At 48.5% G+C, this 15,643-nt stretch carries 8 protein-coding genes; 1 reads left to right on the plus strand and 7 read right to left on the minus strand.

Going from position 1 to position 15,643, the window contains the following annotated elements:
- Positions 1–17: 17 nt before the first annotated feature.
- The 4 genes from LL912_RS10385 to LL912_RS10400 all read right to left on the minus strand — a co-directional run bounded on the left by LL912_RS10385 (position 18) and on the right by LL912_RS10400 (position 5,545).
- Positions 18–1,427 (minus strand): sulfatase, encoded by a 1,410-nt coding sequence (locus LL912_RS10385; RefSeq protein WP_235553508.1) that lies wholly within the window; start codon positions 1,425–1,427, stop codon positions 18–20.
- Between the two features lie 86 nt (positions 1,428–1,513).
- On the minus strand, positions 1,514–3,544 hold the full coding sequence (locus LL912_RS10390) for a sulfatase-like hydrolase/transferase (protein ID WP_235553509.1): 2,031 nt from the start codon (positions 3,542–3,544) through the stop codon (positions 1,514–1,516).
- 267 nt (positions 3,545–3,811) lie between these two features.
- Positions 3,812–4,624, minus strand: a complete 813-nt coding sequence (locus LL912_RS10395) for an endonuclease/exonuclease/phosphatase family protein (RefSeq protein WP_235553510.1) — start codon at positions 4,622–4,624, stop codon at positions 3,812–3,814.
- 9 nt (positions 4,625–4,633) lie between these two features.
- A complete protein-coding gene (locus tag LL912_RS10400) occupies positions 4,634–5,545 on the minus strand; it encodes an AraC family transcriptional regulator (RefSeq protein ID WP_235553511.1) in 912 nt (303 codons plus the stop codon).
- A 220-nt stretch (positions 5,546–5,765) separates the two neighbouring features.
- On the opposite strand from LL912_RS10400, the gene LL912_RS10405 reads away from it, so the two are divergent.
- Positions 5,766–8,072 (plus strand): DUF5703 domain-containing protein, encoded by a 2,307-nt coding sequence (locus LL912_RS10405; RefSeq protein ID WP_235553512.1) that lies wholly within the window; start codon positions 5,766–5,768, stop codon positions 8,070–8,072.
- Between the two features lie 65 nt (positions 8,073–8,137).
- Here LL912_RS10405 and LL912_RS10410 read toward each other — a convergent pair whose 3' ends face one another.
- The 3 genes from LL912_RS10410 to LL912_RS10420 form a co-directional block, all read right to left on the minus strand.
- Positions 8,138–10,966, minus strand: coding sequence for a glycoside hydrolase family 95 protein (locus LL912_RS10410; protein WP_235553513.1), 2,829 nt, complete (start codon positions 10,964–10,966; stop codon positions 8,138–8,140).
- 259 nt (positions 10,967–11,225) lie between these two features.
- A complete protein-coding gene (locus tag LL912_RS10415) occupies positions 11,226–12,776 on the minus strand; it encodes a glycoside hydrolase family 28 protein (protein WP_235553514.1) in 1,551 nt (516 codons plus the stop codon).
- A 114-nt stretch (positions 12,777–12,890) separates the two neighbouring features.
- Positions 12,891–15,599, minus strand: a complete 2,709-nt coding sequence (locus LL912_RS10420) for an alpha-d-galacturonidase (RefSeq protein ID WP_235553515.1) — start codon at positions 15,597–15,599, stop codon at positions 12,891–12,893.
- Positions 15,600–15,643 lie beyond the last annotated feature (44 nt).

The following is a 15,643-nucleotide window of genomic DNA, read 5'->3' on the forward strand; positions in this document are numbered from 1 at the left end:
TGCGGGATAAAAATAAGTCATTCGCTTTCTGCGTTATCGCCCTGATCCAGTTGTTTCCGGTCTTTTAGTGGCTGCGGCAGGGGTGCTTTTGTTTGTTTCAACCACTGCAACAGGTCTTTCAGCAGCTCGTCGCGTTTGGCTTTATTCCCCGATGCAAGATTATTCCGCTCCCCCTCGTCTGCTTTGAGGTTGTATAACTCGATGGCATTGTTGTGATCGATAGCCGCATCGCCACCATCCAACAGCCATTCTTCATGATACAGGTGCAGCTTCCAATCTCCTTTCCGGATTACAGTCACCGGTCTTGAACGAAATACCTGATCCCTCCCACGGATCACCGGCTGATCCAGGTAACCAGGAAAATGCCAGAATAGGGCCGGCCTGCGGGTATATCCTGCGCGCCCCGTTAGCAGCGGCAAAAGACTCTCCCCATCCAGGTTTGAGACCGCCCCACCTGCCAGTTCAAGAAAAGTTGGGTACAGATCAATATTGATCACCGGCGTAGCGTTATAGCCCGGTTTTATTTTCCCGGGCCACCAGGCGATAAAGGGTTCGCGGATCCCCCCTTCATAATAACAGCCTTTGTTACCCCGCAGTGGTTCCTGTGAAGACTCCTGCGTAGCCCCATTATCGCTGGTAAAAATCACCAGCGTGTTTGAGGAAAGTCCTGCAGTTTCCAGGTACTGTTTTACTTTTCCGATGCTCTCATCCAGATCGTAGACACAGGCTGCATAAAGCGCCTGGCGGGCAGTTAATCCCTGCTTCCGGAACCGTTCGATGCTGGCAGGTCTTGCCTCCTGGGCCGAATGAATGGCATGATGCGACAGAAACACAAAAAATGGATGTTGCTTGTTTTTCTCCACAAAATTCAAAGCAGCATCTGTTAGGGAAAAGATTCCTTTAGGGTCCTCCGGTTCATTTCTTCGTTTGTTGGGATTGGGGAGCCGGGTATCCACATAAGTGTCAAATCCCTGAGCCAAAGGGCTGGTAGCGGTTTCTTTTCCCAGGTGCCATTTACCAAACAACCCGGTTGCATAGCCCTTTGCCTTTAATGCCTCGGCCATGGTAACGATACCCGGCCGGAGACTGTTTGTATTGGGAACCGGCAGCAGGCGCATCTGATCTTTGGCTCCGCGCGTGGTGCTGCCCACGGCATATACGCCATGCCGGGGCGTATAAAGTCCGCTCATTAAACAGGCTCTTGAAGGGGCACAGTTGCCTGCAGCCGCATAGGCCTGGGTAAACACCATTCCACTGCGCGACAACCCGTCGATCACCGGGGTTTGAAAGGTCTTGCTGCCTGTAAAGCCGCAATCCTTATAACCCAGATCATCTGCAAGTATCAATATGATATTGGGGCGGGCCTGTGCTCCGGCTCCAAAGCAAATGCCTGCAAGCAGCAACAGCCCAATGCCTCTGTAAAACATATATTCAGTTGTGTATTTGCAAAACAAGGCCGTAAAAATGAATGGATACGGCACGCATCGACGTCCGCAACAACGCGTACTTCATTTTAATAAAAATCCTCCCGCTTCAATAACCGTTTCTCGAAACCCGGTCCGCTCCAGTACAGCTCGCCGCCTATGCGCTGCTCCTCTTTTTTAAACGATAACCGGATTGGATGCAAACCTGCTTTAAGTAAAAGTGTCTGCTGCAATTCCGTGCCAGGAATGTATCTATAGTCTGCATCCAGCAAGGCAATATTATGCAGGCGGATAAAAGCTTTTCCCTCCGCCTTTAGATAAAATGTATAGGCTCCATCCGCCGGAACGCGGATATAACCGGTAATAGAGCCTGCGTCGGCATTGGATAAAGCGTTTGTTGCGGTCTTCAGGTCAGTGCGGCCCGACTTTACGGCCGGTAACACTGCAACTTGGGGCACCCATAAAAAGGATCCTTTATAAAGTTGGTAACGGATGCCTTTTTCTGCACCGTTTTCCGGAACTGGCGGAACCGGTACACTGTCGTAGGGGCGCGGTGCTTCTTCGGATCGGATCCGCATTTGCAGGACTTTTTCTTTAAATCTTTTTTGCAGTTCCGGAAGCTCCGACGCCTGGTTCTGCTTTTCTTTCGGATCCTTCACCACATCATAGATCTCAAAATCATCATCACTGTTTTTGATGTCATAACGCACGCCCACATAATCGCCGTCCCGTATAAACTGCATCTGATTGCGCATCCGGTTCCGGCGGCTTTCCTCAAAATCAGCATAACCCGGTGTCTTTCCTTCAACGAAATATTCAGAATAAAGCGTTTGCTTTTGCTGTGTGCCTTTGCCCGTAAGCGCCGGCAATAATGATACGCCATCGGTTCTTGCGGGGGCAACCATGCCCGCCGCATCAAGGAAGGTAGGCATCCAGTCGGACAGAAAAGAGGGTTGCCGCACAGTTTTTCCCGGGGCAACTTTACCCTTCCATTGTACGATCGTAGGTGTACGCATGCCTCCTTCCCATTGATCGCGCTTGATACCGTCAAAGGGCCCATACCCCTGGAAAAATGCTGGTGTATAATCCTCTTTCAGGTAAGATTCCTGCGAAGGGCCATTGTCGGATGTAAACACAACGATCGTGTTTTCGTCGATCCTCAGATCCTTCAGTAATTGTAACAGATCGCCCACCTGCGCATCCAGTCGCTGCACTACTGTTGCATAGCGTTTATTCACATCCTTCCAGGGCGTCATTTTCCCAGTAGCTTTATCAAGGTACTTCGCATTCTTAAATTCGGGCGCCATCCAGGAGTCTATTTCGCCTGAGGCCGTATTGATCATATGCCCAGGCTTACCAATCCATTTCAACCCGCCTGTAAGCCCTCCCCCGGCAGGATACTCTTGTGTAGGCAGTTCGATCACGGCATGCGGAGTGTCATAAGCAAGGTACATAAAGAACGGCGTTCCTTTTTTTGCTTTCCGGTGATCCAGGATCCACTGTTTGGCGCGGGCTGTCCAGAGATCACCGGTATAACATTTATCCAGGCCGTCTGTAACATTCACGGTGTTATCATATACTTCCTTTGTTTTGCGGTAAAGACCTTCCTTGGGATAATGCTCATGACCGTCGCTATGCCGTATATACCCATAATAGTAATCAAACCCTCTTTTCAGCGGATGCCCGGGCCAGTCTTTTTTACCAGTACCCTGCAAGCCCCATTTACCAATGGCCACCGTACTATAGCCCGCTGCTTTCAGAGTGGATGCTATGGTATAATTATTTTCCAGCGCCCGGTCAAACTGGTTATTGCGCACAACAGCATGACCTTGCGTAACGCCGGTAAGCAGGGATGACCTGGAGGATACACATACTGGTGCATTGGCATATTGCTGTGTAACTATGGCCCCGCCGGATGCCATGCGGTCCAGGGAAGGTGTAATCATAAACGGAACGGCCGGATCATGCAGAGCCTTTCGCATGTTCTGGTGAAAGACCCCCACATCCCCATATCCCAGGTCATCGACCAGGATAAAAATGATGTTGGGTCGCTGAGGATTGGATTGAGCCTGTACCCCGGAAGGGAGGAGCATACAGAAAAAAAGAAAGACTTTATACATATGAACCGTTTTCATCTCCTGATCCCGGAATGAGCCGGAGCAGGAAAATAGTTACTCATTTAGACTTTGCCGGTAGCCATTTGTTTAAGGACCCGATTCCAAATATCGCAAAAAAACCCATCCATTTCCAAAACAACCCACTCCCACCTACCTGAAATGCCCGGGGTGTTATACCCGGACACGGATCGCCGAACATTCCGATTGCGCTTTTCTGCAGCTACCGGGCAGCACCCTCCGGCACCGGCAGATGTTTCAATACGGAGCTCATTAAAAGCTGATCTTCAGCACCGCCTGCACCGGCCGGTGATCCGAAGCATAATCTTCAGCAATGACCCGGTGCGAAAGCGCCGAGAACACGTTACCAGGCTTGTACGCAATAAAGTCGATGGCTTGTTTTTCTTTGCCCTCTTCTATTGTAAATGCACAGTTTTTACAGGTTCGGGTAAATGACTGATCCAGTAACTGGATGGTTTCGCTGTTTTCGGTAGCATTAAAATCACCTCCGATAATCACCGGTAGCTTTTCATCGGCAAGGATCCGGTTCACTTCAGTCATCTGCAATTTCCCATTGGTTTTTCCATGAAAATCGAGATGTGTTGAAGCCACCCTGACTTTTTTTCCGTCTGGCAATGTTGCCGTAGCTAATGATAAAACCCGGGGTTCCCCACCTGTTGCGGGGTCTGTGGGTAATTTATGGGTTGACATATCCGATAACGGATATTTTGAAAGGATCATGATTCCATAGTCGCCGCCATCATGATCGATCGATTTTGAAAAGTGAAATGCATGATAACCGGTTTTCTGTGATAATAAGGCCGCCTGGTTGATCTTTCCCGAACGGCCGGTATTGACATCGATTTCCTGCAAGGCCACCACATCGGGATTCTCCCTTTTTATTACCCGCACAATGGCATCCACGTCGATGACGCCTGGCTTGGAAGGAGGATTACAGTGATGCACATTATACGACATAAAAGTAATGGCATCGATACCCGTATTGCTTTTTTCGGGTGCAGTTTTGCGGGCACAGGATAGCATTGCTAATACGGCAACGCATCCCAATATGTTCATTTTTCTCATAATTGTTTTTTAATCTTTCTTAATAGCCCTGTATTTCAATGGGGGCATTCCAATAACCTGTTTGAATCGTTTTGAAAAATAATACGGGTCGTCAAAACCCATAGTGATGGCCACGTCTTTAATGGCCTTATCGGTAAAGTCGAGCAGCTGGCAGGCCTGCTGAATCTTCATCTGCATAAAATAGTCCATAGGCGCATAACCGGTTTTTTGCTTGAATAAATTGGAAAAACGCGATACCGAATAATTGGAGTGCCGGCTCAGGTCTTTTAAGGTAATACTCTCCTGCAGGCGTTCCTGCATATATAAAATAGCGCTATCTACAGCATCCAGCTCTTTTTTCTCCACAACGGGATAATGCCTGCTGTTATAAATAAAATAGGAGAAGAACTGCCGCAGGCTCAGGTTCGCAAAATACAGATTATCGGCACTGTAACCCAACTCCAGCGCTTCATACATTTTATTAAACAGTATGGGAATCTCCCCGTTGTCTTTTACACGGGTAGGCTTGAAACCATCCTTCACCGCATTCATTTCATTAAAATACGGGAGGTTCATTCCTCCGAAATGGATCCAGTAAATGCTCCAGGGATCTTTTTCAGCAGAGCCGTATGCATGTGCTTCATTACAGGGCAGCATAAAAAATTCATTAGGCCCTACGTCAAAATGTTCCCCGCCATATTCAAAAAAACCATGCCCGTCCACACAATAGAACAACATATTTCCGGGCAAACCTTTCTTCCGTTTGGTAAAATGCGCTTTGGCATTGGGATAAAAACCCAGACTGGAAATGTATAAACTGTTCAGCAGTGGGTCTTTCAGGATCTTATCGCGGAGCACCGGGAACGGAATCTCGATCCGTTTACGTCCGATCCCGTACCAGATATTTTTAAAAGATCCCTGCTTCTTTTCTGCTTGTTCCATATTTGTGCGGCAAAAAAATCAGGTCAATAATAATAAACTTTTGGCTTACCATCAACTTTAAGGCAGTATTTGTGACAATCGGCAGCAATCGTTAAAGTTACGCCAGATTCCGATGATCAACGTACAGAACGGTATACATCGGCAAAAATAAAGACTAAAAACCGGTCTTAGAAGGATATTTGATTTACTTTTATAATTGTAGTAATAACAATTATATATCATGCTTCGCTTATTCTTTTGTGTGGGCCTACTCATGCTAACGGGCACAACCCCGGCACAATCCCTGATACAGGATTATGCCGTAGCATGGAATACGCAGAGCAGGAATGCATCAGAATCGATGCCCGTTGGCGGCGGGTCGGTTGGAACCAATCTTTGGGTAGAAAACAACGAGGTGTTGCTCTATTTTTCGCAAAGCGGTGCCTTTGATGAAAACAATACCCTTCTAAAGGGGGGGCGTCTTCGGATCCGGTTATATCCCAACATCTTTGAAAATGGATCCTTCCAGCAACAATTGGATCTTCAAAAGGGATCGGCGGTCATCCGGACAAAAAACGCAAAAGGAACCGCAACATTACAGGTTTGGGTCTCTGTATTTCAACCGGTGGTCCATATCGACATCAACAGCTCGGTTCCGGTTACTGCCGAAGCTGTATACGAAAACTGGCGGTTTGCCGATCGTCTTCAAAAAGGCAAAGAGAACAATGCCAATTCCTGGAAGTGGGCCCGCCATGTAAACGTGATCACAAAAAAAGATACCGTTCGCTTTGATAAGGATCGCATCCTTTTTTATCACCGCAATACCGACTCTACGGTGTTTGATGCTGCGGTAGCGCAGCAAAAGCTAACAGGTGTTAAACAGCAGCTTTTTAACCCGCTCCGCTGGCTTACCTCCGGTGGCATAGTGGAAGGTACTGGCTTTGTTGCCGGAGCAACGGGTGAAGGCATCTATACAAATACGCCCTTTAAAAGCTGGAGCCTGAAAAGCCGCAGCGCGCAGAAGCACCATGCATTGCGAATCACACTGCACAATCATCAAACCCACAGCCTGAGCGCCTGGCTGCGTGAACTGGAAGCACTGGTTCAAAAAAGCCGTTCCGCAGCAAAGGACCAGGCCGCTACATGGCAGTGGTGGCAGCAGTTCTGGAGCCGGAGCTATATCTGCATCAACCCGGATAAAAAAGACCCGGCAGATACCGCCTGGCAGCTGGGGCGCAATTACCAGCTTTTTCGGTATATGCTGGCGGCCAATGCCTACGGCTCCTATCCCACGAAATTTAACGGAGGCCTGTTTACCGTAGACCCGGTATTTACGGATAGCACGATCCGCGGCACACCCGACCACCGGAACTGGGGCGGCGGCACGTTTACCGCGCAGAACCAGCGCCTGGTATACTGGCCGATGCTGAAAAGCGGAGACGCGGAACTGATGAAGCCGCAATTCGATTTTTACAACCGGCTGTTACATACCGCTGAACTGCGCAGCAAGCATTACTGGAATCATAAGGGTGCCAACTTTAATGAGCAGATTGAAAATTTCGGGTTGCCCAATCCTACAGAATATGGCTGGAAACGCCCGGCAGACTTCGACCCTGGCATGGAATACAATGCCTGGCTGGAATACGAATGGGATACCGTGCTGGAGTTTTGCATGATGCTGCTGGAAGCTCAAGACTATGAGGGTATGTCTATTGCTACCTATCTCCCGTTGATCAAAAGCTGCCTGGTTTTCTTTGATGAGCATTACCAATACCTTGCTAAAAAGAGCGGCAATAAAATCCTGGATCAGAATGGCCACCTGGTACTCTATCCTGGTTCCGGTGCAGAAACGTTTAAATTGGCATATAACGCCAGCTCCACCATCGCAGCTTTAAAAACGGTGACTCAAAAATTATTATCAGCACCGGTTCCCTTAACAGATGAAGAACGGAATTATTTCACCGCTTTTCTGAAAAGAATTCCCCCCATTCCCTTTATGCAATACAATGGGAAGACCACCATTGCACCGGCACGGGTATGGGCAAGGATAAACAATACGGAGTCTTCCATGCTTTACCCGGTTTTTCCCTGGGGTATCTTTGGTGTGGGAAGACCTGGTCTGGATACCGCCATCAACACCTATCAGCTGGATACCTTTGCCCTGAAGTTCAGAAGTGCTGTGGGCTGGAAACAGGATCATATTTTTGCCGCCCGGCTTGGATTAACAGTGGAAGCCAGGCGACTGGCGATCTTAAAACTGAAAAACAGCGGCCGCCGCTTTCCCGCGTTCTGGGGGCCGGGTTATGACTGGGTACCTGATCACAACTGGGGTGGTTCGGGCATGATCGGTCTGCAGGAAATGTTGTTACAAGCTGTGGACAACAAGATTTATCTTTTTCCTGCCTGGCCGAAAGAATGGGATGTATCCTTTAAACTTCATGCACCCCGCCAAACAACAGTGGAAGGCATCTTAAAAAACGGTAAACTGACCGCGTTAAAAGTCATTCCCCAAAGCCGGGAAAAAGATGTGGTAAATCTGCTGCACTGATCTGGTGATCTATGAACCATGTATACCCCGGGAGCAAGCGTTGCATTACCGGAACAAACAGACTGTTATAATGCGTCAATGCTTTTAAAACCAGAAGCCACTTTATAACTGCTTCCTTTTTTAAATGCCAAAGGCAGTACGGTGCCATTGTAACGTAAGGTAACCTTGCCATCTGCAATCGCCCTTATAGTAAGCGCTGTAAGCTGTTTGTTTTCCCATTTCAGATCCAGTACCAAGCCTCCGCGGGCATGAATGCCGTTGATCCGACCAGCAGGCAATGCCTCCGGCAGTGCCGGCAGGATATCAACAAATGCGGTATGCGATTGCACCAGCATTTCACCGATACCGGCCGCGCCGCCAAAATTCCCGTCGATCTGGAAGGGTGGGTGCGCATCAAATAGATTAGGGTAGCTTCCTGCACCTCTTCCCGCAGGGCTCAGCAACATCTGAATGAGTTTGTAGGTATGATTGCCATCCTTGAAACGCGCCCAAAGATTGATCTTCCAGCCCAGGCTCCAGCCGGTGGCTGCATCGCCGCGGTAGATCAGCGACTGGCGGGCCGCCTTCATCAGCTCCGGGGTTGTTTCCCAATTGATCTCGTTACCGGGGTATACGCCCCAGAGATGGGACACATGGCGGTGCTTATTCGCAGTATCATCCACGTCCTGCATCCACTCCTGTAACTGGCCATAACGCCCGATTTTATTGGGTGCAATCCGCTTGTATTTATCCTCCAGTTCTTTTCTGAATGCGGCATCCCTGTTTAGGACCTTTGATGCTTCAATCGTATTCTTAAACAAGGCCCGGATGATCTGATGATCCATGGTTGGCCCTGCTACCAACCCACCCTGCTCTGGTGAATTGGAAGGCGTACTGATCAGGTAACCGGTCAGCGGGTCTTTGATGAGGAAGCTGTTAAAGAATAAAGCGGCATCCTTCATCATCGGATAAGCGGTATCTCTCAGAAAGCGTTCGTCTTTTGTAAACAGGTACCGCTCCCAGAGGTGCTCGCAAAACCAGGCGCCACCCGTAACCCAGATACCATGATCAGATGCGTTGATAGGTGCGGTTCCCCGCCAAAGATCCGTGTTATGATGCAACACCCAGCCTGGAGCCTTATAATATTCGCCGGCCGTTTCCCGGCCCGATGCAGCTACTTCCTGTGTCATCTTAAAAAACGCACTGTGCAAAGGCGAAAGTCCCAACAATTCCGCCGGCCAGTAGTTCATCTCTGCATTGATATTCGTAGTGTACTTACTTCCCCAGGGAGGTGACAACAGGTCGTTCCAAATGCCTTGTAAATTCGCCGGATAGGTTCCCGGTCTTGAGCTGCTGATAAGCAGGTAACGCCCGTATTGCAGGTACAGCGCTACGAACTCCGGATCTCCGGTACGAGCAAATTGGGCCAGGCGCTGATCCGTGGGTAATTTTGCATTTACCGTGGGCAGGGCCGGGTTCGAGAAATTAACCGAAAGTGTATTGAAATATTGCCGGTATTCTTTTACATGGTCATTCAATACCGCAGCAAATGATTTTTGTCCGATCTTCTGTAATGTTGCTTTGCAAAGCACAGCCGGTTGTCCCGACACATCTTTGTAACTGCGGTAATTGGTGGCGGCCGCGATCCATACCGTTGCTTCATCGGCGCCATTTACCACCAGGCGGTTGTCGTTTACCGTAACCGTTCCGTTCCTCGTGGTTATCCGCACATAGCTGTCGCCAAACAAAGCGCCGTCTTTTACCTGTACATGAAGTGCCACCGTATGCGGATCTATTTTTGTAAGGATAAAATTCCGGTGCGGACTGGAAAGCAGGGTTTCAAAATGGATGGCGCCGGCCTTGTCGGCTGTAAAGTTAACCGCTATTATCTGGTCGGGTACGCTGGCGATATAGATACGCTTAAATGTTATGTCATTCGTTTTATAAGAAGTGGTTAAGGTAGCATCTTCCAGGTTAAGCGTACGCCGGTACTCCGTAACCGAGGCAGCATCCACGTCAAAATGAAAATGGACATCGCCGAAGGGCTGATATCGGGCCTGGTATTCACCTACAGGTGGTACTTTGTCGGATTGAATCCAATATTTCCACTGCCCGTTCAGCGGGAGTTTTGCATCCGGTTTGCCTGCAGGATAAATGCCGATCGGTTTTCCCGCATCTTTAAATCCCAGGATTCCACCCTTGCCTGCCACATTCAGCACAAGGATCGCAATGCTGTTTTTACCGGGTTTCAATGCAGCCTCCGGTACTTTGTATATACGCGCTTCACTATTGTTTTGCGCGCCCACTTTTATCCCGTTTACAAAACTGATGTCCTCTTCAGAAATCTTGTTCAGGTCCAGTTCCAACGATTTGCCCTTCCAATCTGCAGGCAGTTCAAAGCTGGTGCGGAACCATACGGCACCATCCAGTTCTCCAAGCCCTTCTTTTTCCCAACCGTCATAATTGGGCACATGAATCGTTTTCCAGCTGCGGTCGTTATAAGTTGCTATGGAAGGATTGTTCTTTTGTTTCAGAATATCCTTCATTTTTCTGGACCAGGCTTCGCGGTCGCCTTCGGCGGATTTCAATCCCAGGAATTCACGCCCGGCCAGGTCCTCTGCTTCTTTTTGTTTACCGGCAAACAACAGCCCGCGTATGGAATCGAGGTATTGGTAAGCCCCTTTGCGGTTATAATCCCGTGGCCCACCCGACCATAATGTTTCTTCATTAAACTGGAGCCGGTCATCTGCTATACCGCCAAAAACCATGGCCCCCAGGCGACCATTACCGATGGGTAATGCTTCCACCCATTCCGTTGCTGGCCGATTGTACCAAAGCTTCAACTCCTGTGAATGTGTGGCCGCCCCTTCCAAAAGAACCGCCGCCAGTAAAAACAGATACTTATATTTTTTCATTTTCAGATTTTCTATAAATGATCGGGGTAAAATCTGCGGGAGATGTTTTTGCCCGCTGATCTCATTCGTTGATTACGCAGTATAAATGAATCCTCTTTGCACTCATCTGCAGATCCATCTGCGGGAAAGTTACCCGCTGAGATCCGCTGATCTTGTTCACGGATGAATACAGTATAATGCATCCCCTCGCTGCCTACTCCGCGCTCATCTGCGGAACCATCTGCACTATCTGCGGGAAACCTTGCCCCTCCGGAAAACACTAGTCCAGCTTTACCGCTTCTTTTCTTACCTCGCTCCCCACCCTGATCTGCGCATCTGTTACCACGTTGTCTTCAAACATGATATGATCAGAAGCGCTCCCCGAGATCTCTGCAAATTTTTGTTCGCTACTAAATGGCCAGCAATCCTGGATGCGCGCCCCTTTTACATCATTCAAACGCAACAGGGGCACATCCGCCGGAAGCTTCGCGGCTTCAAAATTAAGGATCGACAGCCGTTCTGCAGCATCCACTTTTAATGCCGGGCCTGTTTGCGTGTTCACCCGTACATTATTAAGTGAAACATCTATCGCATTTTTAAGCGTAATACCTCGTTCCGCTTCAAAGACCGCGTCATTCAGGCTAATCTCCGAAACGGGCATTTCTTTCAGTCCGTTCACATACATGGCTTCCCTGGTATACGCCGTAATATTGCTGAGGCGGATGTTCCGGAAACGGGGCGTTCGCTCCGATACCGGTTCTTCCGGCGCCTTTGCATATTCCATATCCAGCACAATAGCCTGTTGCTTTATATCCTTCATCACAATATTGCTCACCCTTATATCCTCCACCACGCCACCTCTCCCGCGGGTTGTTTTAATACGGATGCCCCGGTCGGTGCCGTCAAATACACAATTACTGATCACAATCTTTTTAATGCCCCCGCTCATCTCACTGCCGATCACCACACCGCCATGCCCGCTAAGCATGGTGCAATTGGTAATGGTGTAGTTTTCTGCCGAGCGGGCCTTTGCCCGTCCCGGGGCATCTTTTCCCGATTTGATGGTAATGCAGTCATCACCCACGCTAATATGGCAATCGCTGATATGCACATTGCTGCAACTTTCGGGGTTTATACCGTCTGTATTGGGAGCGTTCTGACCAGGGTTAATAATAGTAACCGCGTGTACGGTCACATTATCGCAAAACTGCGGGTTGATGGTCCAGAATGGTGAATTTCTGATGGTGATCCCCTGGATAAGAATATTTTTGCTGTGCAGGAACTGGATAAAAGGCGGACGTAGAAATCCACGTTTCATTTGCCGTGGATCATCCGGCAATAAGATATCCTTATTCAGACGGTCAAATTCCAGTTGCCATTTGGAACGTGCCTGCCCTTCTTTATACCCCTCTACAAAATCCCACCATTTCTTACCGTGCCCGTAGATCGTGCCCCTCCCTGTGATCGTAATATTTTCGGCTCTGTTTGCATAAAACAACGGTGAAAAACTCGTCACATCCACACCCTCGTAACGACTTTCTACCATGGGCAGATAATCATCAAAATTATCGCTGAAATGCAGTTCTGCACCGGCATCGATCAGGATGGTAATATTACTTTGCAAATGAATAGGGCCGGTGAGGTATTTTCCAGCCGGAAAATAAACTGTGCCGCCTCCCCCCGCCGATGCGGCTTTGATGGCTTTCACAATAGCAGCTGTTGCTTTCGCACTGCTGTCTTTTTTGGCGCCGAATTTAGTAACATCATAGTATTGCCGGGCACCTCCGGAAAAAAAGGCAAAAAAAGCTGCAACTGCAAAAAAAACCTTCATAATATCTATTCATTATTTAGTTAAGGAATCAACCGCGAAAGAATCATCGCCAGCATCTGCCATCTCTTCGGTTTGTGAAGCTCCCTGTCCGAGGCTTCAAACCGTACCATATTGTTACTCAAACAACCAGTCTACCTGCTTTTTATTGCCACTCTCATACAAACCGGCATCATAAACCTTTACCGGTTGGCTACCCTCTATAAATCCAAGCACAATGGCTACTCCTTTTTCGAGCTTAAGCGTATTGATACCCGGTTTAAATTCGTACATGTGTACATTTAATTGCGGCATACCGGGGATCACCAACGCATTGGCGATCCTGGTTTCTGCCTGACCATAATCATTGGCCAGCGCATTGGTTTCCAGCTCTGGTGCTTTCAGGAAAAATGTATCCTTCGCAAAAGCTGATTTTTGCGGTTGAAAAAAGCCTACGAGCACTTTTACAGGCCGGGTATTACTAAATGTATAGAACGTTCCTTGCTGTAATTGTGCTTTATAAGAAAGCTTCAACCCTTTCAATCCTTTCAGTTCAGGTGCCAATGACCGGATGGATAAGGTGGTGTCTGAAAAAGGTTGTGCAAGGCTGTCAACAAAAAACCGGGCCACCGGTTTGTCTTTGTTCATGATTTTGGCTGCTATGTAGGGCCTTGTCTTAACCGCATTAACCTTCGGATTACTTTTTAGGGAATCCAGTTTGTGTTGAAACACCGTGAGCTCTTTTTCAAACGGGACCAGTACTTCCTTCCATGTTTTAAAAGTGCCATCTACGCCCCGGATCGGGATCTTCCGCTGTTGGGTCTGCATACTGTTGGCATAGAGATATGTTCCCTCCGTTAGTGACACCAGTTTTTTATACCAGTCCACGCTTTCCTTTAACAGTGGCAATGCCTTTTCCAGATCTTTTATATCATCCGAATATTTGTATCGTAATACCAACAAAGCGGCTTCAGTCTTTGCTGCATAATGATAAGCCAGCGCCCTGTAGCAGGCCGCATCGTTTTCAATGCGCGCAAATTCTTCCTTATTTTTTGACACATTCCCGATCGTTTTCAAAGCTGCAACGGCTGCATCGCCATGCGCCCGCACCTCACGTGCGATCTGCACCGGGGTTTCTCCGTGATGAGCGTTCCCCTTCCATTCCTTATCGGCATAGTCGATCAGCATTTCGCCTTCCGGGCTCTCTCCATCATACAACAGGGTAAACAACCCGTAGCGATAGGGGTTGATGAGCTGCGTCATCAGCATGCCCAGCGTCAGTGTTTGCCGGTTACCATCCGTGATGCCAAAGCGGCGTAACAATTTCGGCGCAATCTCACCCATTGCTTCATAGGCCTGTAAGACGGCAGCACCTTTTTCCTTGCCAATGCCAAACTGATCTCCCATCCGCTCACTCCAGAAACCGATTTCTTCCTGCCGGTTACGTTTTGACCGCCAGGCATAGCGGCTCCAGGCCTTATACCAGATCCAGTCGCGTTCAATCTGTAACAGTCGTTCTCCTCCCCGGATACTGTCCGCACTATACGGCCAGTCCCAATAAGAAGATTCGGGATACAGGTGTAACCCATGTGCCCCCAGCACCTCATTCATTCCTAGTACGCTTTGCTGAATAAAATCCGGTGACCCGTACCGGAAAGGCTCCAGGTTAGCCAGGATATGCACATTGGCAATATGCATGCTTCCCAACTGACTCAGCGTTTGGTGAAGCTGCGCCCATGTACCCCTGGGCCTCGGCACGGTTAATGCCTCCCCATTAAACTTTGCCTCCGTGTATAAATTTTTGTATAAGGGCAGCGCTGCCTTCATCACAGCAGGGGCATCGGTATCATGTGCCCGCAATACGATCGGCGGTTCTTCTGTAATGCCCAGGGTCTTCATGCCATCCCGCACCCCTGGAATAATGGTTTTTGTAAACCACTCTATATCGTCATTGCCTATTCCTTCCATGGCTTCGCCCAGGCAGACCATCAGCCCGACATTGGGATATTTTTCTACAAAAGCAGCGATCGACTTACGGGTATAGTCGGCAATAACGGGAATGATGGGCCGCTCACGTTCCTGCGTTTTCAGGTGATTCTTTTCTGCAAAAGGCTTTGACACGATGATATTATAAAACATCTGTATTACCCAGATTCCCCGCTTATCTGCTTCAGTGGTCAGGAAGCGGTACATTTCTTCATTTTTTTTAAAGGTAGCCTCATCTACTTCAACGGCATAAGGGTAATCTTTTAGTTTTACAAGGGACGCAAAGGGATGCCCGTTCCAGAGATATAAGGAATTCATCCGGTTATAAACCATCGAGTCCAGCACCTGGATCCAAAGTTTTTTATCATATAACCAGGGAAAGGTTTGGGGTGTATACGGGTATTCGTACACATTGTGCCCCGGCAGATAATAGGGTTTCTGGATACCGATACATGCGCCGCGTAGCACCATTTCCGGTGCATCTGAAAAGGATAACGCTTTTGGCAGTTCGCCACTTTCTTTAACCTTATCTGCCAGCGCCAAACAGCCATACAAGATTCCAGTAGCATCTGCTCCGGTTATGGTAATCTCTACTCCCCTTGCTTCAATTGAAAAGCTTTCCTTTTTCCCGCCAGCGTCGCTGTGCAAGCCGATATAGGTGCCATTTGCCTGTTTCATTGATGCGGGATTAACATGAACCGTATAACCTGCAGCAATAAGCGTATTTTTCAATTGGTCCGCTCCATACTTTACCCGTTCTGTTGCGGCTGACGGAACACCGATGGTTACAGATCCCTTCCCCGGTAAAGCATACAGTTTTATGGCAAGCGCCAGTAAAAAAATCGTTACTCCTCCTCTCATCCTTCAAGAATTCTATAGTCAATAGTAAAATAATCTGTTCTGTG

This window comes from Niabella agricola (assembly GCF_021538615.1).
In the GTDB taxonomy this organism is placed as follows: Bacteria; Bacteroidota; Bacteroidia; order Chitinophagales; family Chitinophagaceae; genus Niabella; species Niabella agricola.